Origin of the sequence: Pseudooceanicola atlanticus, assembly GCF_000768315.1 — a bacterium.
Classification (GTDB): domain Bacteria; phylum Pseudomonadota; class Alphaproteobacteria; order Rhodobacterales; family Rhodobacteraceae; genus Pseudooceanicola; species Pseudooceanicola atlanticus.
Genome location: NZ_AQQX01000003.1, coordinates 13,085 through 35,336, shown reverse-complemented (window position 1 = coordinate 35,336; position 22,252 = coordinate 13,085). Strand labels below are relative to the sequence as shown.

The 22,252-nt window shown below is 66.3% G+C and carries 24 protein-coding genes; 8 read left to right on the top strand and 16 right to left on the bottom strand.

Annotated elements, in window-relative coordinates; translation table 11 throughout:
* Window positions 1-57: 57 nt before the first annotated feature.
* Together ATO9_RS08005 and ATO9_RS08000 are read left to right on the top strand one after the other, a co-directional pair.
* The gene (locus ATO9_RS08005; RefSeq protein WP_043747466.1) at window positions 58-1,287 is read left to right on the top strand and encodes an alpha/beta hydrolase family protein; all 1,230 of its coding nucleotides are present in this window, start codon (window positions 58-60) and stop codon (window positions 1,285-1,287) included.
* A complete protein-coding gene (locus tag ATO9_RS08000) occupies window positions 1,284-2,633 on the top strand; it encodes a cytochrome P450 (RefSeq protein WP_043747465.1) in 1,350 nt (449 codons plus the stop codon). The genes ATO9_RS08005 and ATO9_RS08000 overlap by 4 nt, the downstream gene beginning before the upstream one ends.
* 203 nt (window positions 2,634-2,836) lie before the next feature.
* Here the strand turns inward: ATO9_RS08000 and rsmA are convergent, their stop codons facing one another.
* The 5 genes from rsmA to lptF all read right to left on the bottom strand — a co-directional run bounded on the left by rsmA (window position 2,837) and on the right by lptF (window position 9,387).
* The gene (gene rsmA, locus ATO9_RS07995; protein WP_043747464.1) at window positions 2,837-3,679 is read right to left on the bottom strand and encodes a 16S rRNA (adenine(1518)-N(6)/adenine(1519)-N(6))-dimethyltransferase RsmA; all 843 of its coding nucleotides are present in this window, start codon (window positions 3,677-3,679) and stop codon (window positions 2,837-2,839) included.
* Between the two features lies 1 nt (window position 3,680).
* Window positions 3,681-4,904, bottom strand: coding sequence for a peptidylprolyl isomerase (locus tag ATO9_RS07990; RefSeq protein WP_043747463.1), 1,224 nt, complete (start codon window positions 4,902-4,904; stop codon window positions 3,681-3,683).
* 63 nt (window positions 4,905-4,967) lie between these two features.
* Window positions 4,968-7,121, bottom strand: coding sequence for an LPS-assembly protein LptD (locus ATO9_RS07985; RefSeq protein WP_043747462.1), 2,154 nt, complete (start codon window positions 7,119-7,121; stop codon window positions 4,968-4,970).
* A complete protein-coding gene (gene lptG / locus ATO9_RS07980) occupies window positions 7,118-8,215 on the bottom strand; it encodes an LPS export ABC transporter permease LptG (protein ID WP_043747461.1) in 1,098 nt (365 codons plus the stop codon). The genes ATO9_RS07985 and lptG overlap by 4 nt, the downstream gene beginning before the upstream one ends.
* Window positions 8,212-9,387 (bottom strand): LPS export ABC transporter permease LptF, encoded by a 1,176-nt coding sequence (gene lptF / locus ATO9_RS07975; protein ID WP_052418246.1) that lies wholly within the window; start codon window positions 9,385-9,387, stop codon window positions 8,212-8,214. Before lptF ends, lptG begins: the two co-directional genes overlap by 4 nt.
* 220 nt (window positions 9,388-9,607) lie before the next feature.
* On the opposite strand from lptF, the gene ATO9_RS07970 reads away from it, so the two are divergent.
* The gene (locus ATO9_RS07970) at window positions 9,608-11,089 is read left to right on the top strand and encodes a leucyl aminopeptidase (RefSeq protein WP_043747460.1); all 1,482 of its coding nucleotides are present in this window, start codon (window positions 9,608-9,610) and stop codon (window positions 11,087-11,089) included.
* A 16-nt stretch (window positions 11,090-11,105) separates the two neighbouring features.
* Entirely contained in the window at window positions 11,106-11,576 is a 471-nt protein-coding gene (locus ATO9_RS07965; RefSeq protein ID WP_043747459.1) for a DNA polymerase III subunit chi, read from the top strand.
* Here ATO9_RS07965 and ATO9_RS07960 read toward each other — a convergent pair.
* Window positions 11,573-12,133, bottom strand: a complete 561-nt coding sequence (locus ATO9_RS07960) for a retropepsin-like aspartic protease family protein (RefSeq protein ID WP_238318691.1) — start codon at window positions 12,131-12,133, stop codon at window positions 11,573-11,575. The two genes, ATO9_RS07965 and ATO9_RS07960, sit on opposite strands and share 4 nt — an antisense overlap.
* Before the next feature lie 49 nt (window positions 12,134-12,182).
* On the bottom strand, window positions 12,183-12,806 hold the full coding sequence (locus ATO9_RS07955) for a MarC family protein (RefSeq protein WP_043747457.1): 624 nt from the start codon (window positions 12,804-12,806) through the stop codon (window positions 12,183-12,185).
* Between the two features lie 247 nt (window positions 12,807-13,053).
* Here ATO9_RS07955 and ATO9_RS07950 point away from each other — a divergent pair, with 247 nt between their 5' ends.
* Complete coding sequence (locus ATO9_RS07950) at window positions 13,054-13,428, top strand: hypothetical protein (RefSeq protein ID WP_156127823.1); 375 nt, start codon at window positions 13,054-13,056, stop codon at window positions 13,426-13,428.
* Here ATO9_RS07950 and ATO9_RS07945 read toward each other — a convergent pair.
* The 3 genes from ATO9_RS07945 to ATO9_RS07935 all read right to left on the bottom strand — a co-directional run bounded on the left by ATO9_RS07945 (window position 13,425) and on the right by ATO9_RS07935 (window position 17,396).
* The gene (locus tag ATO9_RS07945) at window positions 13,425-15,281 is read right to left on the bottom strand and encodes an ABC-F family ATP-binding cassette domain-containing protein (RefSeq protein ID WP_043747455.1); all 1,857 of its coding nucleotides are present in this window, start codon (window positions 15,279-15,281) and stop codon (window positions 13,425-13,427) included. The two genes, ATO9_RS07950 and ATO9_RS07945, sit on opposite strands and share 4 nt — an antisense overlap.
* Before the next feature lie 133 nt (window positions 15,282-15,414).
* A complete protein-coding gene (locus ATO9_RS07940; protein WP_043747454.1) occupies window positions 15,415-16,896 on the bottom strand; it encodes an inorganic phosphate transporter in 1,482 nt (493 codons plus the stop codon).
* Between the two features lie 35 nt (window positions 16,897-16,931).
* Entirely contained in the window at window positions 16,932-17,396 is a 465-nt protein-coding gene (locus ATO9_RS07935; RefSeq protein ID WP_043748477.1) for an NUDIX hydrolase, read from the bottom strand.
* A 190-nt stretch (window positions 17,397-17,586) separates the two neighbouring features.
* Between ATO9_RS07935 and ndk the strand changes: the two genes are divergently transcribed.
* Window positions 17,587-18,009, top strand: a complete 423-nt coding sequence (gene ndk / locus ATO9_RS07930) for a nucleoside-diphosphate kinase (RefSeq protein ID WP_043747453.1) — start codon at window positions 17,587-17,589, stop codon at window positions 18,007-18,009.
* A gap of 11 nt (window positions 18,010-18,020) precedes the next feature.
* Here ndk and ATO9_RS07925 read toward each other — a convergent pair whose 3' ends face one another.
* The 6 genes from ATO9_RS07925 to ATO9_RS07905 form a co-directional block, all read right to left on the bottom strand.
* A complete protein-coding gene (locus ATO9_RS07925; protein ID WP_052418184.1) occupies window positions 18,021-18,431 on the bottom strand; it encodes a DUF4112 domain-containing protein in 411 nt (136 codons plus the stop codon).
* Window positions 18,428-18,601, bottom strand: a complete 174-nt coding sequence (locus tag ATO9_RS23865; protein WP_043747452.1) for a YqaE/Pmp3 family membrane protein — start codon at window positions 18,599-18,601, stop codon at window positions 18,428-18,430. Before ATO9_RS23865 ends, ATO9_RS07925 begins: the two co-directional genes overlap by 4 nt.
* Window positions 18,602-18,661: 60 nt before the next feature.
* On the bottom strand, window positions 18,662-18,994 hold the full coding sequence (locus ATO9_RS07915; protein WP_043747451.1) for a TfoX/Sxy family DNA transformation protein: 333 nt from the start codon (window positions 18,992-18,994) through the stop codon (window positions 18,662-18,664).
* Window positions 18,991-19,623: a TetR/AcrR family transcriptional regulator C-terminal domain-containing protein gene (locus ATO9_RS07910; protein ID WP_052418183.1), complete on the bottom strand. Its 633-nt coding sequence runs from the start codon at window positions 19,621-19,623 to the stop codon at window positions 18,991-18,993. Before ATO9_RS07910 ends, ATO9_RS07915 begins: the two co-directional genes overlap by 4 nt.
* Window positions 19,624-19,776: 153 nt before the next feature.
* The gene (gene hemP, locus ATO9_RS23860) at window positions 19,777-19,929 is read right to left on the bottom strand and encodes a hemin uptake protein HemP (protein WP_081979535.1); all 153 of its coding nucleotides are present in this window, start codon (window positions 19,927-19,929) and stop codon (window positions 19,777-19,779) included.
* A gap of 2 nt (window positions 19,930-19,931) precedes the next feature.
* Entirely contained in the window at window positions 19,932-20,216 is a 285-nt protein-coding gene (locus ATO9_RS07905; RefSeq protein WP_043747450.1) for a DUF2218 domain-containing protein, read from the bottom strand.
* A 137-nt stretch (window positions 20,217-20,353) separates the two neighbouring features.
* Here ATO9_RS07905 and ATO9_RS07900 point away from each other — a divergent pair, with 137 nt between their 5' ends.
* Both ATO9_RS07900 and ATO9_RS07895 read left to right on the top strand, forming a co-directional pair.
* The gene (locus ATO9_RS07900; RefSeq protein ID WP_043747449.1) at window positions 20,354-21,262 is read left to right on the top strand and encodes a siderophore ABC transporter substrate-binding protein; all 909 of its coding nucleotides are present in this window, start codon (window positions 20,354-20,356) and stop codon (window positions 21,260-21,262) included.
* Window positions 21,263-21,274: 12 nt separating this feature from the next.
* On the top strand, window positions 21,275-22,219 hold the full coding sequence (locus tag ATO9_RS07895; protein ID WP_043747448.1) for an ABC transporter permease: 945 nt from the start codon (window positions 21,275-21,277) through the stop codon (window positions 22,217-22,219).
* Window positions 22,220-22,252 lie beyond the last annotated feature (33 nt).

The following is a 22,252-nucleotide window of genomic DNA, read 5'->3' as shown; positions in this document are numbered from 1 at the left end:
TCTTAATGTCGCCGCCATTTCCCGGTATCCTCGGCCCAAACAAACCGAGGCAGAGAGATGAGCAGCTCTCCCACCGTGACACGGCGCCGGGTCTTCTACATCCCCGGCTACGACCCTATTCATCCGCGGCGCTACCGCGAGCTGTACCGCAAGGAATCCGCCGCACAGGCGGAGATTTCCGGCTATGAGATCGGTCTGCGCCCCAAGACGACCAAGGGCTCCTATGGCTGGCACGTGGAGGCCGAGATCGAGGGCGCGCGCTGCAATACCGATGTCGAGGTGCTGGTCTGGTCCGACATCGTGCGCGACAGCATGTCCTCGACCATTCCTGCGACCTACCTTCAGCTGATCTGGACGGCCTCGGCCTATATCTTTTCCGGCGCGCTGTTCCGGCTGATGCGGCTGCGCAAGGGGCCGGTCATCGCCGCGCTCTACCCGGTCGGGATGCTGCTGCTGCAACTGGCGCTTTGCACAATGGTGGCCTGCGGGCTGGGGTTTGTGGTGTTCCTAGGCGTGTCCGTTGTCGCGCCGCTCCTGGCCCCCTGGGTCACGATTGCGGCGGGGCTGGCGCTGATCTGGGTCGGGCTGCGCTGGTTCCGGTCCAAGGACGGAAAGCTCTTCGCCTATTACTTGATGCATGATTATTCCTTTTCCGCCAGGACCTTGGGGTCCAACCCTGAGGCGTTGGAGGAACGTATGGCCCGCTTTGCCGACGCCATCGCCGAGGCCCTGCAGGGCGACAGCGACGAGGTGCTGGTGGTCGGCCATTCCTCGGGCGCGCATCTGGCGGTCTCGATCCTGGCGGACCTGATCCGCGACGGCCGTGTGCCGTCCGAGGGGCCGGTCCTGTCTTTCCTGTCGCTGGGCCAGGTGGTGCCGATGGTGTCCTTCCTGCCGCGGGCGCAGCGGCTGCGCGCCGACCTCGCCTTCCTGTGCCAGCGGGAGGAGCTGTCCTGGGTCGATGTCACCGCGCCGGGCGATGGCTGCGCCTTCGCGCTCTGCGATCCGGTCAGCGTCACGGGCGTGGCGCCGGAGACGGGCAAGCGCTGGCCGCTGGTGATCTCGGCCGCCTTCACCCAGACCCTGAGCCCCGAAAAATGGAAAGAGATGCGCTGGCGGTTCTTCCGGCTGCATTTCCAATATCTCTGCGCCTTCGACCGGCCCGGAGATTACGATTACTTCCGCATCACCGCCGGCCCGAAGACTCTGGGCGCGCGCTTTGACGGGCGTGTCCCGTCCAAGTCGCGGATCGAGACCCCGGTGAACCGCTACCGGAGCGTCGCATGACCCCGCCCAAGCCCAAGGCGCGGGCGGATCGCGTCTCGCTCTGGCGCTATGTGCGGCTCTTCCGTCAGGACATCCTGTCGGCCCAGCCCGCGCGGCTCTACCGCGCCTGGATGGCCGAATTCCGCACGCCCTTCTTCCGTTCCTACATGGTGAACCAGCCCGACCTGGTGAAGACCGTGCTGAAGGACCGGCCCGACGATTTCCCGAAATCCGAACGGGTGAACGAAGGGCTGCGGCCGCTGCTGGGCGACAGCGTCTTCCTGTCGAACGGTGATCACTGGAAACGGCAACGGCGCATCATCGACCCGGCCTTCGAGGGCGGGCGGCTGAAGGACACGTTCCCGGCCATGTGGGACGCGGCAGAGGCCTGCATTTCACGGCTGTCGAAACGAACCGACACGGATGTCGAGATCGAAGAGGAAACCTCGCACGCGGCGGCCGACGTGATCTTCCGGACCCTCTTCTCGATCCCGATCGAGCACGAGATCGCGGCGCAGGTCTTTACCCGGTTCCGCGATTACCAGCGCTCGTCGCCGATCCTGAACATTGCCGCCTTCGTGCCGCTGCCGCGCTGGATGCCGCGGTTTCACAAGCGGGACACGCGCGCGGCGGCCCGCGACATCCGCCGGCTGATCACCACGCTGACGTCCGAACGTCAGGCACAGATCGCGGCTGGGACGGCGCCCGACGACCTGGCCACCAAGATCATGACGACCCGCGATCCGCAGACGGGCGAAATGTTCGAAACCGCTGAAATGGTCGACCAGGTTGCGATCTTCTTCCTCGCGGGGCACGAAACCTCGGCCTCTGCCCTGGCCTGGACGCTCTACCTCATGGCCACCCATCCCGAGTGGCAGGACAGGCTGGCAGAGGAGGCGCGGGCCCTGGATGCGGGCGCCGATTTCGCCGTCATGTCCCGCCTGAAACTGTCCCGCGACGTGTTCCGCGAGGCGCTGCGGCTCTACCCGCCGGTGCCGATGATGGTGCGCGAGGCGGCATGTCCCGAACATTTCCGCGACCGCGATGTGGCCAAGGGCTCGCAGGTGGTGCTCAGCCCCTGGCATCTGCACCGCCATGAACGGCTCTGGGACGATCCCGACGGGTTCGACCCCGCCCGCTGGCAGACCGAGAATGGCCGCCAATGCGGACGTGACGCCTATATCCCGTTCTCCGCCGGGGCTCGGGTCTGTACCGGCGCGGGCTTTGCCATGGTCGAGGGGCCGCTGATCCTGTCGATGATCCTGCGCCATTTCCGCGTGACGCCCGTGGGCGCGCCGCCCAACCCGGTCGCGCACCTGACGGTCCGCTCGGAAAAAGGCATCAATTTGCGCCTGGAGGCGCGGTAGCGGGGGGGGCGTCTGCCCCCCATGCCGGCCCCTGCGGGGCCGGCTCCCCCCGAGGATATTTTCGGCCAGATGAAAGGGCGTGGATCCCCTGCTTCATCTTGCCGGAAATACTCCCGCCGGAGGCAGGACCCGAGCGCCCCTGGGCAGCAGGGGCGCGAGTAGAAAGGAATGCGCCGCAGGCGCACGATTGGATCAGAGGGTGGTCAGGGGGCGGCGACGGCGCGGGCGAGGGCGCAGAATTGTTCCAGCTTGACCGTTTCGGCACGGTCGGTGGGCTTGATGCCCGACGCGATCAGCCGGTCCTCGATATCCGGTTTCAGCCCTTTCAGCGCCGCGCGCAGCATCTTGCGGCGCTGGTTGAAGGCGCGGGCGATGACCTGTTCCAGCACCTTGGGATCGGCCGGGTAGCGCGGCTCCGGCAGGGCGGTGATATGGACCACCGCCGAGGAGATTTTCGGCGGCGGGGTGAAGGCCTCGGGCGGCAGGGTCATGACGATCCGGGCCTCGGCCCGCCAGGAAGCCAGAAGCGACAGGCGGCCATAGGTCTTGGAGCCGGGCCGGGCCACGATGCGGTCCGCCACCTCGCGCTGGAACATCAGCGTCAGGCTTTGCCAATAGGGTGGCCATTGCGGCGGGGTCAGCCAGCGCACCAGCAATTCCGTCCCGACATTGTAGGGCAGGTTGGCCGCAACGCGGATCGGGGGCGTCAGATGCTCCAGCGGGTCGAGCTGAAGCGCATCGGCATTGATGACCTGGAGCCGGTCCGGATAGGCGTCCGAGATCTCGGCCAGGGCGGGCAGGCAGCGCGCATCCTTTTCCACTGCCAGCACCCGTCGCGCGCCTTCGGCCAGCAGCCCGCGGGTCAGGCCGCCGGGGCCGGGGCCGATTTCCAGCACGTCGCAGTCCGACAGCTCGCCCGCCTGGCGGGCGATCTTGGCCGTGAGGTTCAGATCCAGCAGGAAGTTCTGCCCCAGCGATTTCTTGGCCGCCAACCCGTGGGTGGCGATCACCTCTCGCAGGGGCGGCAGGCCGTCGATCGTGGCCATGTTACCGGCGCACGATCCGCGCTTCGTCCCGCAGCTGTTGCAGGTAGCCCTGGGCATAGGTGGCGAGCCGCTGGTTCTGCAGGTCGAGCGCCACGCCCTCGCGCGATACCGCGCCCGAAAGGTCGAAGGACCGGCCGCAGAGCATCAGGAAGACCAAGGTCTGCCCGTTGGAGCGGGTCAGGGCCGTCGACACTTCGCCGGCATCCAGCTTGGCCAGTTCCAGGGCGATGTCGGCAGGCACCTCGTTGGGGGCGCGTGTGCCGCGTTCCAGCACGCTTTCGGGCTGGCCCTTGGCCACGCCGTAAAGGTCGTCACAGGTGTCGACGCGCGCCTTGACGCGGGCGGCTTCGGCCAGCGCCTGTTCGGAGCGGCCACCGGCGATGTAATAGGCGGCATATTCCACCGCGGCATATTCGGGCGTGCGGGTATCGCTTTCCTCGACGGCGCGCAGCAGGAAGAGCGCGATCTGGCCATCCACCTCGACCGGGGCACTGATCTGGCCGGGGCGCAGCCCGAGGATCACCTGGCGCAGTTGCGGCGAGAGGTTGGAGACGGGCACCCAGTTGACGCGGCCGCCCTGGCCGGCCGAGGGGGCGGAGGAATATTCGCGGGCGGCGCGTGCGAATCCGGTGGCGTTGGAGCGGCGGATGCGCTCGGCCAGGGCCTGGGTCTCTTCCTCGGTGCCGGGTTCGACGGGCAGGAAGATCTCGGACATCAGCACCTGGACGGACCCGCCGGAAGCGCCGCCGGTGGCCAGGGCGCGGTCGATCTCGGATTCGGAGATCTGGATGCGGGGACCGAAGCGCGCGCGCACGGTTTCCCGCCAGGCCACGCCCGCGCGCACGAAATCGCGGAAGGTCTGGGCCGAAACGCCGGCCTGTTGCAGGGCGGACAGGAATTGTTCGGCCGAGAGGTTGGCGCGCCCGGCGAATTCTTCCATGCCCGCGGCGATTTCCTCTTCGCTGGGCGAGATGCCCAGCTGGGCTGCGGCCGTCATGCGCAGGCGGTCGTCGATCAGCTGCTCGGCCGCCAGTTCGGGGATGTCGCCGGGGGTGCGGAAGAGGCGCAGCATGCGGATCCGCTGGTCCAGTTCGTATTGCGTGATGACCGCGTCGTTGACCTTGATCGCCGGTCCGAAGGAGGATTGTGCGCTGGCGGGCACGGCAATGGCCAGCGCGCCGGTCAGCAGCGTCAGGGTCAGGCAGAGGCGGAGGAAATGGCGCATTGTCAGGTCCGTTCGTCTTTGGTCGTGGTCGCCGATCTGGTCGTCATGCGGAACATTGGCGGTCTAGTTGCAGGAGCGGGTCGCGCCTCGGCCGGACGTGTTGGCCGAGAAACCGCGCAGCCCGATCAGAAGGCTGAAATCTGTGGCTGGGGTGACGATAGTGGAAGAGGTGAAGCTGCGCGAGGCCGAAAGCGTCACATCCACGCATTCGTTGGAGTAGATCAGCCCCAACCCGGCTGAAATCGGCTGATTTGCCGCGATATCGTAATGGCTTGAGACCAGGGCCGTCCAGTGCTGGCCCAGGTCGATGGACGAGGCGAAGGCCCATTCCGACACCGCGGAGGGGCGGGCCTCGGCCGGGTCGGCGGAGAGCCAGATATAGCTGGCCGACAGGTCGTAGCGGCCAATGTTCCAATGTGCCCGCGCCTCGGCCTTGTTCAGGACCAGCCCGGTATCGAAGAGGCCGCGCCCGGTCAGGGTCAGCCCGTTGAGGTTCTTGAGCTGTCCCGCCACCAGCAGGTCGGAGCGGGTGCCGGCGAGGCCGGAGGAGGCGGAAAAGGCCGGGTCGGCGGTCTTGCGCAGCACGGTGCCGAAGGTCAGTTTCGCGTCCCAGCCTTCGGGGGCGATGCGCGACCAGCTGACGCCGACGGCCGTCTGCAACCCGCGTTCGCGGCGGTCGGCGGCGGGGAAGCGGGACAGGGCGAGCAGGTTGCCCTCGTCGAACTCGACCCGGGTGCTTTCGTCGTTGACGAGGTTGGGGCGCTGGCCGCCGCTCCAGGCGACCATGGCCATGGGTTCGATGATCTGGGTGACGCCACCGGGATCCTGCCGGGTCCAGGGCCAGCGCAGGATCAGCTGCGCATTGGGCGTCACCTGATCGACCGAGTCGGGCCGCGCGGCGAGGTCCTGGCGGACGCGGAAGGCATCGACGACGACGCCGGTGCGGAATGCCGCGCGGATGCCGCCGGGCAGGGTCCAGCGGTTGCCCCAGCTGATCCCGGCACTGATCCGGCCCAGGTCGCGCCCGTCGGACACGGTGTCGGGGTCGGTGCCGTCGACCGTCAGGTTGGAATAACGCAGGTGGCTGTGGGTTTCGGCGGTCAGGCGCAGCTCTCCGCCCGCACGGGGGAAGAGGCGGCGTTCATAGCGGGCATCGCCGATGATCGACGGAATGGTCGAGTTGTTCTCGTTGACGCGGAGCGTGTGGTAATAGGCCAGTTCGGCGGCGAAATATTCGTCCCGCCGGATCCGCGACAGCGTCACCCGGCTTTCGAGCCGGTCGGCGTCGGAATAGCTGTAATCCGAGATATAGGCGTTGTCGGAGGTGGATTCGATCGCGAAATCCAGCACAAAGTCGCGCGGCAATTCGAACACGCCTGTGCCGGTGATATAGGCGCGGGTCTTGTTGGGGCGCAGGTCGTCGCGGGTGATCGCGCCGTTGAAGGTGATGCGTCCATTCACATAGGCCTGCCGGTAGCGCCATTCCAGCGTCCGGGTGCGCGGTGAGATATAGGGCGTGATCGTCAGGTCGCGGTGATCGCCGAGCCGGATGAAATAGGGGATTTTCACCCCGGTCCCCAGCTGCGAATTGCGCCGGATCGAGGGGATCAGGAAACCGGTGGCGCGGGTCTGGGTCGGGTCGGGCAGGCGCAGGCGGGGCAGGTAGAAGATCGGGATGCCCTTCACCTCGAACCGGGCATCGTCGAAATAGAGCTGCTTGGCCTCGGTATCGTGCACCACGCGGCGGGCGCGGATCTGCCAGAGCGGTGCCTGCGTGCCGCAGACCTTGCAGGAGGACACGGTGGCGCGGGTCAGCTGGGAATAGCGACCGTTGACCCGGTCTAGCCTGGCCGCGGCCAGCTGCAATTGCTGGTCCAGAACGACCCGGGCGCTGCGCACCAGGCCGTTGCGGAGATCGCGTTCCAGCCGTGCCTCGTCCGCCAGGATCAGCTCGTCCTCGCCATTGGTGATGACGATGGGGCCGGTGATCAGCAATTCCTCGGTGTCGCGGTCATAGGTGATCTGGGCCGCGCGCAGCCGGGTATCGCCCTGAAGAACCTCGACATTTCCTTCGGCGACCAGGCGGGTGCGGCCATCCAGTCGGACCTGGTCGGCCACCAGCATGGCCGGCATCGCCTCATCGTCCTGCTGGGCGTGCAGGGTGGCGGGCAGCAGCAGCGCGAGGGTGAGGGAAACGAGGCGCAGGAGGCGGGTCATCCGTCCTCCATATGCAGAAGCAGGCCCATGGCCAAGAGCAAGGATGCCACCGGTGGCGCCCAGGCGGCGAGCGCGACGGGCACCTGGCCGGTTTCGCCCAGGATCTGGACGAAGCTGCGGATGTAATAGAGCGCGAAGCCCAGCATGATCGCCGACAGCACCGCGACCCCGGTCTTGCCGAAGCGCGCATGGCGCATGGTGAAAGCCGCGGCGATCAGAACCATGGCGACGAGGAAGAGGGGGCGCGACAGCTCCATCTGGAACCAGACGGCGTGGCGGCGGGCGGAAAACCCGGCCTCCTCCAGCAGGTGGATATAGGTGGGCAATTCCCAGATCGGGATGGCCGAGGGATCGCCGAACGTGTCGCGGATGCGGGCCTCGGTCAGGGTCGAGGGGATCTCGATCCGTTCGACCTGCTGGGTCAGCGCCTCGGGGTTGGCCCCGATGGAGAGCGGCCAGATGCGGACGTCCGTCAGCTCCCATGCGCCGGCGATCAGACGGGCGCGGCGGGCCTCGATCCGGCGTTCGGGGCCGCCGGTCGCGGCATAGTCGATCATCATCACGTCGTAGAGTTCGGTCGCCTGCGGATTGGCGCGAGCGGCACGGATCACGGTCTGGCCGTCATCGCCGCCCTGGCGCAGCCAAAGCCCCTCGGCCGAGACGGAGACGGCGTCGATCGTGCCGGTACGGTAGTTCTCCAGCATGACGGCGTAGCGTTTCGAGGTCGCGGCGACGATCGGGTTGATCATGGTCACGCCGACCGCGCCGATCAGCAGCGCCACCACGACCGGAGAGATCAGCGACCGCAGGGCGGAGCGTCCGGCGGCGCGGGTCACCACCAGTTCGGAGGACCGCGCGAGGCTGAGGAACAGCGCCACGGTGGACAGGATCATCACCAGCGGCAGGATCGTGTAGATCCCCTTGGGCGCGTTCAGCAGGGTCAGCTGGAACACCTGCACGAAGGTCGTGTCGGTGCCCGAGAGCCGCCGCAGATGTTCCACCAGGTCGATCACGATGGACATGCCCAGGAACACCACCAGCAGCCCCAGGAAGGAGCGCAGGAAGCGGCGGGCAAAGTAGAGGTTCAGGATCACGGGGCGGTCCCCGCATCCTGGGGGGCGTCCGGGGTTGTCACGGTGCGGCGGCGCAGCCAGGGGCGGCTGGATTGCGTCGACAGCCAGAGCAGCCCGGTGCCGATGCCGATGCCGATGAGGCCCGGCAGGTAGACCAGCGGCCAGAGCGCGGCATTGTTGCGGACCGGGTCCTGCACCACGCCCTCGACCCCCTTGACGATCAGCATCAGCAGGATCGCCAGCACGACCTGTTGCCAGATGCCGAACCGGGAATAGCCGCCGATCATCAGCGTCGCAAAGCCGATCAGCGCGGCGGCCACGCACAGCAGCGCCTGACCGAACCGGCCATGCGCCTCTTCCAGGACGGAGCCGAGCGAGGAACTGGTCAGGGTCGCTACGGTTTCCGGCTGCAGGAATAGCTGCGGCGTGAAGAAGTGACGCACATGCACGAAGGGCTGTCCGACATCACCGAAGAGCCGCCCGATATCATAGGTGAAATCCTTGAAATGCGTGGTGAAGAGCCGGTTGTTTTCCGAGTTCAGCGTCTGCGCCAGCCCGTCGACCATCACCAGCTTGCCGCTGGCGCCCTCGGCCCCGCTGCCATCGGCGACAAGGTAGGCGCGGGCGGCGGTGTAGGTCTGGGGCGCTTCGGGATCGCGGCGGTCGGACAGGAAGACGTCCGTCAGCGTGCCATCGGGGGCGATGTCGCGGATGTAGAAGGTGATCCCGTCGATCGGGTGGAGGAACGTGCCCTCGGTCAGTAATCGCGAGGTGACGTTGCGTTGCAGGTCCTCCTGCCGTTCCTGCATCTGCGACATGGAGGCGGGGACGAGGATATGGGTCATAAGTGACATCATCAGCCCGACGATCAGCCCGAAGGCGAGGACGGGTCGGGCCAGGCGCCAGGGCGAGAACCCGGTGGCCTGCATCACCACCAGTTCGGATTCGGATGACAGCCGGTTGGTCACGTAGACCGTGGCCGCAAAGCAGGCCATCGGCAGCACGATGCGGATCACGTTGGGCAGGCTGAGCGCCGTGAATTCCAGGAAGACGAAGGTGCTTTGCCCGTCGCCCACCAGCCGGTCGAACAGTCGCACCGCCTGGTTGATCCAGTAGATGGAGACGAGGACCAGCGAGAAGAATCCAAACAGCACCATGAACTGCGACAGGAGATATCTGTCGAAACGTGCCAAGTATTCCCCCAAGTCTTGCCGCCCGTTCTCGGGCTTGGGCCGAACCTAGCGGATTTGAATGCGGGGGAAAACTGCTATCTGGTCAAAGCGGCGGGGCGGCGCTAGCTTCGCCCGGAGGCCGGGTGCGGGGTGGAATGCCGCGCGGCCCGACGCGACAGAATGCCAGACAAACGGGCCCGCCGTGACCGGCCGGGCCGAAACCGATCCACAGGAGAGACCCTTGACCCAGACCGCCAAAGTCAGCTTTGCCGCCACCGATATCGACGCCATCGCAGAGGCGCCCGGAAAGGTCGCCGTGATCGTCGACAAGGAAGGCCGCATGTCGCCCGCCGCGCGGCGCGTGAACCGCCTGACCAAGGGCGCGCTGAAACGGCTGGTGGAAAGCGAGGCCTTCGGCAAGGCAGAGGGCGGCGCGGTCATCAGCCTGGGCTGGCCCACCGGCATGGCCGCCGAAAGTCTCGAGGTGGTCGTTCTGGACCGCCGGGTTGAGGCCGAGGCCGTGCGCAAGGCCGGCGCCACGCTGGGCAAGGGCCTGGGCGAAAAGGACATGCTGATCCTTGCGGGGGCATTCCGCCAGCCCGCCGCGCTGGTCGAGGCGCTGGTGCTGATGGCCTATTCCTACGTTGACCAGAAGACCGACGATCCCAAGACGCTGGGCGCGGTGACGGTCATGTGTTCCAACCCCGAAAGCGCCGAAGCCGCCGCCGCGCCCAAGCTGGCCGTGGCCGAGGGCGTGTTCTTTACCCGCGACCTCGTGAACGCGCCCGCCAACGTGCTGACCACCACCGAATTCGCCGACCGCCTGGCCGCGATGAAGGAAATTGGCCTCGAGGTCGAGGTTCTGGAAGAGGACAAGCTGGAAGAGCTGGGCATGGGCGCGCTGCTGGCCGTGGGCCAGGGATCGGCCAGCCCGTCGAAGGTCGTGGTGATGCAGTGGAACGGTGGCGGCGACGAGAAGCCGCTGGCGTTGGTCGGCAAGGGCGTCGTTTTTGATACCGGGGGGATTTCGCTGAAACCCGCCGCGGGCATGGAAGACATGACCATGGATATGGGCGGCGCGGGCACCGTGGCCGGCGCGATGCGGGCGATTGCCCTGCGCAAGGCCAAGGCCAATGTCGTGGGCCTGGTCGGGCTGGTCGAGAACATGCCGTCGGACCGCGCTTATCGTCCGGGGGATGTCGTGACCTCGATGAAGGGCGACACGATCGAGGTGACGAATACCGACGCCGAAGGTCGCCTGGTTCTGTGCGATGTCATGTGGTACACGCAGGAACGCTTCCAACCCACTGGAATGATTGACCTTGCCACGCTGACCGGTGCGATAATCATTGGCCTGGGGCATGAGAATGCCGGTGTCTTCTCGACCGATGACAGCCTGTGCCGCGGGCTGCTGCGTGCCGCCGAAACGGTGGGCGAAGGCGCCTGGCGGATGCCGCTTGGCGCGGCCTATGCCAAGCAGCTGAAATCGCGGATCGCCGATGTCGGCAATACCGGCGGTCGCCCGGCCGGGTCGATCACCGCCGCGGAGTTCCTGCGCCGCTTCGTCAAGGACGAGACGCCCTGGTGCCATATCGACATCGCAGGCGTGGCCAGCGTGAAGAGCGAAACGACCTTTGCCCCGGCCGGCGCCACCGGATGGGGCGTGCGGGCACTGGACCAGCTGGTCCAGCTGAAGTTCGAGCCGAAGCCCGTCAAGGATTGAGACCGGAGGCCACGCCGTGGGAGAGGCCTATTTCTACCACCTGACCATGTCCGCCGTGGACCAGACCTTGCCCATGCTTCTGGGCAAGGCGCGCGGCGCGGGCTGGCGGATCACCGTGCGCGGTGGCCAGCCCGACCGTCTGGCCTGGCTGGATGAAAAGCTGTGGCTGGGGCCGGAGGAGGACTTCCTGCCCCATGGCCTGGCGGGCGGCGAACACGATGCGCTGCAACCGATCCTGCTGACCACCGGGGCCGCCGCCAACGACCCGGCCTGCCTGATGACCATCGACGGGGCCGAACTGACCCCGGAGGAGGTCAGGGCGATGGAGCGGGTCTGCGTGCTGTTCGACGGCAATGACCACGACGCGTTGCAACGTGCGCGGGTGCAGTGGAGGACGCTGGTCGATGCCGGATGCGGTGCGAAATACTGGTCCGAGGCCGGGGGCCGCTGGGAAATGAAGGCCGAAAGCGCCGCGAAGGACGCCTAGGGTTTCAGAAGCAGGGCGCCGTCGCCGATCTCGATCTTGGAAAAGGTCTGGAGATAGCTCATCCCCATGAGGGATTGGCGCATCTCTCCGTCATTGACCATAGCGCGGACGCCCTGTGCCACGACGGGGCCAAGCGCGACGCTGTCGAGGCGGACAGGCGCGATGCGCACCTCTCCGTTCGCGCTGAGGGCGCGGCCCGAAAAGACGATGTCGTCTTCGGTGATGCCGACCCGCGCGGCATCTGCACGGGTCAGGACGATGTCGCTGGCCCCGGTATCCACCATGAAGCGCAGCGGTTCGCCATTGACCTCGGCGGTCAGGTAGTAATGGCCGTCAGGGGATTGGGGGACGGTGATCTCTCCGCCCTGGAGGACGGCCTGGCGGGGGGCGACGGATTGCCGGATGTCACCCCAGAGCCCGATCGCGGCGACGACACCGATGAAGATCAGGCCCCAGGCGACGGCACCTTGCATCATCTGGTTCATCCGGCCCCGGTTCTGGTAGATCACCCAACCGCCCAGGGCACCGCCGAGCAGGACGAGGTATGCGAGGTTCATCCAAGAATTCGTATCCATGAGAAAGATATAGGGCCGCGGTTCAGGCCCGTCACCCGGCCAGACCGAAATCCTTGAGCCCGTCGAGGACAAATTGCACTGACAATGCCGCGAGCAGCATGCCGAGGATGCGGGTGACCACGTTGATGCCGGTGCGGCCCAGGATGCGCTCCAGCAGTGTCGCGGTCAGAAAGAAGGAAAAGACCACCAGCAGCACGGCCGCGACCACGCCCACGACCAGCGCAATGCCCAGCGGATCGGATTGCCGGCCGGCCAGCAGGATCACCGTGGCGATGGCGCCAGGGCCGGCGATCAGGGGCGTGGCCAGCGGGAAGACGGACGGGTCCGGCAGGTCCTCTTCGGCCTGTTCCGTCTGGCTTTCGCGGCGCTTGGAGCGGCGTTCGAACAGCATTTCCAGCGCGGTCAGGAACAGCAGGATGCCACCGGCGATCCGGAACGCGGGCATGGAGATTCCGACAAAGCCCATCACGGCCTCGCCCAGCAGGGTAAAGAGGATCAGCAGCCCGAGGGCGATCCCGCAGGAGCGGATGGCGATCGCGCGGCGCTGGCGGGCGGACTGGCCCTGGGTCAGCGCGGCGAAAAGCGGGGTCAGGCCGACCGGGTCGATGATCACGAAAAGCGTGACGAAGGCAGTGATGAGAAATCCGGTATCCATGGGGTGTTTGGACCACGCGGCGGCGCAAAGGAAAAGCCCTGTTTTGCATGGCGCTCTGCCCGCCGTGCCGGGGGCGACGGGATGTTAACCATCTTCGGGTAAATCGATTGTTGCCGGATGCTGAATAATGACGCGTCCATAAGGATTTGTGAGCAAGATGAACCAACACGTTCAGTTGCAGGTTGCGCGGAGGCTCTGGGGCAGGATTGAGTCTGCCTATGGCATTGAAAGCAAACCGGCGATTGATGTGAAACGCTATTGGATCACCTATTCGGCCACGCGGCAGGCGTCCCCGATGAGCTACAATGTCCTGATGCCCTCATCGCACCGGGTGGCGGAGGGCTATCCGATGCTGTGGGTCGAAATCGACGACTTCACCTTCCGGTTCGCGTCGGTCCACGAGGTGCAGCACATGATCGACGTGTTCCGGCCGCTGATGCTGCCGCGCCGCCATGTCTGGCCCGACGGGTCGGTCAGCGAGTTCCGAAACCAGAATTCCCACTGGCTCAGCCGCTTGCCCGCTGAGGTGAAGGCGCGGAAATTCCGTTTGAAGACAATCGAGTACCTCGAGGAGATCCTGCCCGAGGTCAAACCGCTGATGCCGGTGGACCAGGCGGTCTAGGCCTGCGCGGTTTCCAGCTTTTCCTCGGCCTGCATCCAGAGGGTTTCGGCACGTTCGATGGCCTCTGACACCTCGGCATATTTCTTGTTCCAGACCTCGAGCTCTCCGATCCGTTCCTGTTCGTAGAGCGTGGGATCGGCCAGCTTTTTCGACAGCTTGTCGGCCATCTCCTGAAGCTTCTGCAGGCGTTCCTCGCATTTGCGGACCTCTGCGCGCAGGGCCAGGATCTGATCGCGGGAGGCACGCTTGGGCTTGGGTTTTTCCTTTTTCTTATCAGCGTCTTCGGAGGGCTTGTTCTGGTTCAGAAGGAAGGCGCGATAGGCCTCCAGATCCTCGTCGAAGGAGGACACGTTGCCATCCTTCACGAGCCAGAGCCGGTCCGCGACCAGGCTGAGAAGATGCATGTCGTGCGAGACCAGCACCACGGCACCGGAATAGGCGGTCAGCGCCTCGACCAGGGCCTCGCGGCTTTCGATGTCGAGGTGGTTGGTCGGTTCGTCGAGGATCAGCAGATGCGGCGCGTCGAGCGTGGCCAGCAGCAGCGACAGCCGCGCCTTCTGGCCGCCGGAGAGGCGGCCGACCTCGGTTTCCACCTGCTCCGCCATCAGGCCGAACCCGGCGAGACGGGCGCGCAGCCGGGCCGGCGCCTCGTTCGGGCGTTCGCGCTGGATGTGCTGGAGCGGCGTTTCGTCGATATGCAGTTCATCCACCTGGTGCTGGGCAAAGAACCCGATGCGCAGCTTGGACGACCGGGTGATCTTGCCCTCCATCAGGGCCAGTCGGTCGGACAGGACCTTGGCCAGGGTCGACTTGCCCTCGCCATTGCGGCCCAGCAGGGCGATGCGGTCATCCTGGTCGATGCGCAGGTTCAGACGCCGCAGGACGACCTTGTCGCCATACCCGGTGACCCCATCCTCGATCCGGATGATGGGGGGCGACAGTTCCTCGGGTTCGGGGAAGGAGAAGACGGTGCGCGCGGCCTCTTCGGGCGGCGTGATCTTTTCCATCTTTTCCAGCATCTTGACGCGGGATTGCGCCTGTTTCGCCTTGGAGGCCTTGGCCTTGAACCGGTCAACGAAGCTTTGCAGGTGGGCGCGGCGGGCCTCCTGCTTGCGGGCCTCGGCGACCATGACGGCACGGCGTTCGGCGCGCTGGCGGGCGAACTGGTCGTAGGGGCCGGAATAGAGCGTCAGCTTGCGGTCATCGAGATGCAGGATCGCGCCCACGGCCCGGTTCAGCAGCCCGCGATCGTGCGAGATGATCAGCACGGTATGGGGGTAGCGCTGCAGGTAGCTTTCCAGCCAGAGCGCGCCCTCGAGGTCGAGGTAGTTGGTCGGTTCGTCGAGCAGCAGGATATCGGGCTGCGAGAACAGCACCCCCGCCAGCGCCACACGCATCCGCCAGCCGCCGGAGAAGGCCGAGCAGGGCATGTGCTGTTCGGCTTCGGAAAAGCCCAGGCCCTTGAGGATCGCGCTGGCGCGGCCCTCGGCGGACCAGGCGTCGATATCGGCGAGGCGGGTCTGGATGTCGGCGATGCGGGTGGCATCGGTGGCGGTTTCCGCCTCGGCCATCAGCCCGGCGCGTTCGGTATCGGCGGCCAGAACGGTATCGAGAAGCGAGACCTCGTTGCCCGGCACCTCCTGCGCGACGCCGCCGATGCGGGCGCGTTCGGGCATGGAGATGGAGCCTGTATCGACGGGATATTCGCCGCGGATCAGCTTGAACAGGGTGGTCTTGCCGGCGCCGTTGCGCCCGACGATGCCGACCTTGTGGCCTTCGGGGATGGTGACGGAGGCGTCCTCGATCAGGGGACGGCCGGCCATGGCGAAAGATATGTTCTGAATGCGCAGCATGAGGCGCGACGTAGCAGAGGGTTCGGGCGGGGGCCAGAGGCGTTTGTGCCAGTGCCAAGTGGGCCGGGCGCTTTTGTCCGGATCGTGTGTGCCGCAGGGGGCGCCCCGGTCGGGGCGCCGCTTGTGTCGGCGATCAGAAGCCCAGCCCGTGCAGCAGGGCGAAGCAGCCCGCCGACAACAGGGCCGCGGCGGGCACGGTGATGACCCAGGCCGCGATGATGGTCAGGAAATGCGAGCGCCGGACCAGTTTCCGACGGGCGCGTTCCTGGCCGGGCAAGCGGATGGCGGGCGGCTGACCCGCCTGGAATTTCCGCGCCCGGCGTGCGGCGTGCCATTCGCGGAAGAACCCGACCCCGAAGACACCGCCCACGGCGATATGGGTCGAGGAAACCGGCAGCCCCAGCCACGATGCGGCGATGACGGTGATCGCGGCCGAGATCGCGACGCAATAGGCGCGCATTGGGTTCAGCTTGGTGATCTGGCTGCCGACCATGCCAATCAGCTTGGGCCCGAAGAAGACGAGGCCGAAGGAAATACCGAGCGCGCCGATGATCATGACCCAGAGCGGGATCGACACCTCGCCGGCGACACCGGCGGATTGCTGGGCATAGACGACAGCTGCGAGCGGCCCGACGGCGTTGGCCACGTCATTGGCGCCATGGGCGAAGGACAGCAACGCGGCAGAGACGACGAGCGGGATGCGGAACAGCACCTTGAGCGAGCGGTTGCGGTTCTCGAGCCCCTCGGATTGGCGGCGGATCAGCGGGGCAGACAGCGCGCCCAAGGCAATGCCTGCCACGGCGCCGATCAGCAGCGCGTCGGTCATGTCGATCTTGATGATCCGCTTGAGCCCCTTGAGCGCGAGATAGGCGGCGAAGGCGGCGGTCATCAGGCCGATCAGCACGGGCACCCAGGTGCGGGCGGCGGCGATCTTGTCCTCGACGTAGATGATGCGCCACTTGATGAAGGCCAGCACGGCGGCGGCGATCACGCCCCCCAGCAGCGGCGAGATCACCCAGCTGGCGGCGATGGCACCCATCGTGCCCCAGTCGACGGTGGCAAGGCCCGCCGCGGCGATGCCGGCCCCCATGACGCCGCCCACGACGGAGTGGGTGGTTGAAACCGGCGCCCCGACCCAGGTCGCGATATTCACCCAGATCGCCGCCGACAGCAGCGCGGCCATCATCGCGCGGATGAACATGCGCACATCTGTGAAGCCTGCGGGGTCGATGATCCCCTTGGAGATCGTGGCGACGACGTCACCGCCCGCCAGCAGCGCGCCTGCGCTTTCGAAGATCGCGGCGATGGCGATGGCGCCCAGCATCGACAGCGCCTTGGCGCCGACGGCGGGTCCCATGTTGTTGGCGACGTCATTGGCCCCGATGTTCAGTGCCATGTAGGCGCCGAAGGCCGCCGCCACGATCACCGCGAGGCTTTGCGGTTCGCCGCCGGTGAAGATCGCGGCAGCAAGGGCGGCGAGGGTGACGAAGACCAGCGACGCGCCGACGCCCACGAGGGGGCGGGAAGCGTACATGGAGGCCGCTTCGAGCCGGGACAGCCGGTTGAGGTCCTGGTCCAGCGTCTTCCAGCGATTGGTGGGGGTGTCCTGCGGCACGGGTCGGTCTTTCTGTGAGGGCGCGGGCAGCGCGATCAGGCGAGATCGGCGGGGAGGGTCAGCAGCAGATCGCGGAGCGTTTCTTCATCGACCAGCTCTGCCGCCTCCTGCGGGGTGAACCAGCGGCGATCGCGTTGGCCGACCTCGGGGAAGTCGTCATAGAGCTTTTCGACGTTGATCGCGTAGACATCGACATCGGTCGCGGCCGGCAGGCCACCGCTCAGCACCTTGTCATAGCGGTAGCGGCCGATCTTGCGGGGGCGACCGCCGCGTGGCTTGATCCCGGCCTCTTCCCATGCTTCTTCCAGCGCGGTGCCACCGGCATCCGTGCCGGGTTTGGGCCAGCCCTTGGGCAGGATCCAGCGCTTGGTCGTGCGGGAGGTGATCAGCAGCACTTCGAGCCCCGCATCGCCGTAACGATAGCACAGGGCTGCCGCCTGGAAGCGGGGTGGGCGCCCGAGAAGGGGCGCAATGTAGTCGGTCCAGATTTTTGCGAACACGCTGTTGCACTCCGGGTTCAAGACGGGGTTCTCTAACGTCAATGGCGCCGTGGCTCAACCCCGGGGGGCGCGGCACGCGGGCGCGGGCTGTCATCGAATGGTGGCTTTTCAAAGTGACGACCGCGTGATACGCGGGCGCGGATTTTATCTGGAGCCCGCAGGCTCCGCCTTTGAAAGAGAGACGACGCACATGGCTACCGAACGCACCCTGTCCATCATCAAGCCCGACGCCACCCGCCGCAACCTGACCGGCAAGATCAACGCCAAGTTCGAAGATGCCGGCCTGCGCATCGTCGCCCAGAAGCGGATCCACCTGACCAAGGCACAGGCCGGCGTCTTCTATGCCGTGCATGCCGAGCGTCCGTTCTACGACGAACTGTGCGAATTCATGGCGTCCGAGCCGGTCGTCGTGCAGGTTCTGGAAGGCGAAGGCGCAATCGCCAAGAACCGCGAAGTGATGGGCGCCACCAACCCGTCCGAAGCAGCCGCTGGCACCATCCGCGCCGAATTCGCTGAATCCGTTGGCGAAAACTCCGTCCACGGCTCCGACGCGCCGGAAACCGCCGCTGTCGAGATCGCCTACTTCTTCTCGGGCCTCGAGCTGGTCGGCTAAGCCAACCCGCGTCAACCGATCGAAGGCCGCGCCGTTCCCGGTGCGGCCTTTTTCGTGTCCGCAGGGAGGGTGCCGCGTTCGAGATGCTGGCGGATCAGCGCGACGTTGCGCAGGTTCGCCTTCCAGCCGATGTCGAAGATGTCACCGATCAGCGGCACGGTGCCGATCAGCCAGTCGACCCCGATATTGAGGCCCATCCGCGCCAGCGTGCGGCGCGGCAGGCCGAGGTTATGCGCCTCGGACACGATGTAGGCGGAGGGGCCGGCAGTCAGCAGGTCGCCGATGCCGGGGATGATGCCGACGATGGAATCGAGGCCAAGCCGGATCCCCGTGCCGGGGATCCGGACCGCGCTGTCCATCGTGTTGGCCAGACGCTCCAGCCGTTCCAGACGCGCAAATCGTGCGTGATCATCGAGGGTCATGCGTGTTCGGGCCCGCGCGACAGGATGATGTAGAGGGCGTGCACGATGCCGGGGATGTAGCCCAGGATCGTCAGCAGCAGGTTCAGCCAGAAGGCGCCGCCAAGACCGACCTGCAGAAAGACGCCCAAGGGCGGGATGAAAATGGCGATGAGAATGCGGAGAATATCCATGGTCTGTCCTTTCGATCCGGTTGCGGGGTCAACAGGGACAGGGGGTAAAATGTTCCCCGATCAGCGCCGCAGGCCCAGCCCGAGCTTGTCGAGCTCTGCCTCTATCGCGCTGTTGTCGGGGGTCTTTCTTGCGGCGCAAAGCGCGTCGAAGCTGGCGCGCAACCGGGTCTTTTCATCCCCCTGGCAATCGTTCCAGGGTCGCCCATGAAGCCCCATGACAAGGGCGTAATAGCCGATGAAATGGGGGCGCGTGCCGGTGTCGATCATCCGCGCATAGGCCGCATCGGCGCCAAGGTCGCGCAAGTGGTCGGCATCACGGAAACCGGCGCGCTGCATCTCCTGCGCCATGGCCGGGCCGATATTGCGGATCGAGGTGAGGGGCGCGCCGCTCATAGCAGCGCTTCGAGGCCGTCGAGGATCAGGGTCAGGCCGAAATCGAAATCTTCGCGTTCCTCGGCGGTGGTGTCGGCCAGTGCGAGGCTGCGGCGGTGCAGGGCAGGGTAGCTGTCCTTGGGGATCGCCTTTGCCTCGGCCTTGGCGACGCGTTTGAAGTCGCGGGCGCGGCGCGGGCGGGCCAGTTGCTGGCGGGTGAAGCCGTAGATGTGGTTGTCGATCGTGTTGCGGGCCAAGTCGGCCTGGACCGGGGTGAAACCGACGGCCATCAGGCAGCCCAGCGAGGCGTCGAGATAGGTCATCATGTTGGGGCCGGGCAGGCCGGATTCGACAAAGACCGATACGGCCCAGGGGTGGCGCATCAGCACGCGGTGAGCAGATTGCGACCGGGCGCGCATCTCGCCCTTCCAGTCGAAATCGGGGGTCGGGAGGGTGATCTCTCCGGCCACCAGATCGGTGATGCCGTCGATCATGTCGCCCTTGTTTTTCACGTGGTTGTAGAGCGACATCGCCTCCACATCCAGCTGCGCGGCGACCTTGCGCATCGACAGGGCCGACAGCCCCTCGGCATCGGCCATTTCCATGGCCTTGGACAGGATGCGTTCGCGGGACAGGGGTGTTCTGGGCATGATTGATCTGATGTGCTTACGTCGTAAGTTTTTGTATAATTACGGCGTAAGTTTCACGCAGGCAAGGGCGATCCGGGACAAAAAAGGGGCCGGCGACATGGCTGTCGGCGGCCCCAGGTCCAGGGATGAAATAACAGGCACCAACGGCTGTGCCTACTTGGTCAGGATCAGCTTGCCCGAGCGGGTGATCCGCAGCGTGTAGATCTGGCCGTCCAGCACGATCTCGGCGGTCTGGCCGGAGCCTGTCAGCTCCCGTGCCGAGTAGCGGGGTTTGTCGTCAGAGGCTTGTCCGCTGTCCCCTGTCATGTTCACGCCGTCCATGTCAGCGCATCCGGTTGTTCCCGGTGGGCAAAGCGTTTGAGGTGATCCTCGATGATGAATTTGGCGCGGGTCAGGCCTTCGTCATCGGGGCCGGTGACCTCGATATCGAGGGCGTTTTCATCGGCCTTGAGCCGTGCGGGACCCGGGGGCAGCTCTGCATGGCCGCTATGCGAATCGTATTCGACCTTCACTTTATGCGCGAAATGCTTGCACAATTGCTGGAGGTAGCGTGAAGCATTTTCCGTTTCATATCGGGCATTTGCCGTCTTCATGGTGCGACTCTCATTTCTCGATTCTTTTTGTAAGGTATTTCGTTGACCCTGATTTGCCAAGCCCTTAGAACCGTGTCAACAGCCAGCGTCGCGTCGCAAGCCAGCACATTCGATCCCCTCCGAGGAGTAATACAGCCATGCGCTATGCCAGCCGCGTCCTGTCCGCAGTCGCCGTTCTTGCCAGCTCTGCATTTGCCGTTCTTGCCGACCCCGTGACCTTCGAAACCGCGACCGGAGAAATGACGCTCCCCGCGGCGCCGGAGCGGATCGTGGTGCTGGATATTTCGGCGCTGGACACGATGTCGGCGCTTGGCGTCACGCCGGTCGGGGTGATCACGCCGCTCTATGTCGATTACCTGCCCGAGGCGCTGTCCGAGGTGCCGACCGTCGGGTCCTTCTTCGAGCCCGATTTCGAGGCAATCGCCGCACTGGCGCCCGACCTGATCGTGGTCGGCCCGCGCGCCGTCGCCATGGCCGACCCGCTGAGCCATATCGCCCCGGTGGCGGATATGAGCGTGGGCACTGACGCGATGTCGGACGGGCTGGCAAGGCTGGAAGGGTTCGGCCGGATGCTGGACCGCGAAGACGCCGCCGCAGAGATCGCCTCGGGGCTCGAGGCCAAGCGGGCGGAACTGCGCGAGGCGGTGGAGGCCCAGGGCGGCACCGCGCTGATCCTGATGACAAACGGGCCGAAAATGTCGGTCTTCGGCCCCGGCAGCCGCTTTGGCTGGCTGCATACGGAGCTGGGGTTCACCCCCGCGGTCGAGGGCATCACCGAGAACCGCCATGGCGAGGCCGTGTCCTTTGAATACGTGGCCGAGGCCGATCCCGGCACGCTGCTGGTCGTGGACCGCGGCGCGGCGATCGGGGACGGCACGCAATCGGCGCAGGCCACGCTGGACAACAGCCTGATCGCGGGCACCGAGGCCGCGCAGGCGGGGCGGATCATCTACCTGTCCTCGGCCGAGCTGTATATCGCGACGGGCGGGGTCGGGTCCCTGAACCGGACGCTGGACGAGGTCGCCGCTGCCCTGAACGCGATGTGAAGGGGCGAAGGAATGCGCCTTTTCGGGCTGGGCCTGTTGGCCCTGATGGCGATCTGTTCGCTGTTTCTTGGCGTGGCGGATGTCGCGCCGGGTGACGTTTTCCGCGACGCGGAGGCGCGCGCGCTGATCTGGGAGAGCCGTTTGCCGCGCACCCTGGCCGCGATGCTGGCCGGGGCGGGGCTGGCGATCACCGGACAGATCATGCAACTGCTGGCACGCAACCGCTTCGTGGAGCCGATGACGGCGGGCGCGGGGCAGAGCGCGGCGCTTGGCATCCTGGTGATCACGCTGCTGGTGCCCGGCGCGCCGATCTGGGCCAAGATGGTCGCGTCCTCTGGCGCGGCCTTGGTCAGCAGCCTTGGCCTGATGGCGCTGATCCGGCCATTGCCGCCGACGCAGCCCCTGCTGGTGCCGCTGGTGGCGCTTGTCTATGGCGGCGTGATCGGCGCGGTGGTGACCTTCGTCGCCTACCAGGGCGACATGATGCAGTTCCTCGGGGTCTGGCTGACGGGCGAATTGTCCGGCGTGCTGCGCGGGCGGTATGAATTGCTGTGGATCGCCGCTATCGCCTCGGCCGCGACCTTCCTGATCGCGGATCGGCTGACCCTGCTGAGCCTGGGCGAGGATACGGCGCGCACGCTGGGCGTGAACGTGGGTCGCATCACCGCGGCGGCCATCGTGGCGGTGTCGGTGGTCACGGCGCTTGTGGTGGTGACGCTGGGCGCGATCCCCTTTGTCGGGCTGGTCGTGCCGAACCTCGTGGTGCGCATGGCGGGGGACAATTTGCGCCGGGCCCTGCCGCTGACGGCGCTGGCCGGGGCGCTGATCGTGCTGGTGGCCGACATGCTGGGGCGCTGGATCCGAGCGCCCTACGAGGTGCCGGTGGCGACGACGATTTCGGTGATCGGGGCGCTGATCTTCCTGGTGCTGATCCGGCGGGGGGCGGCGCGTGTCTAGTCTTTCGCTGTTCAGGCCTTCGATATCCCGGTC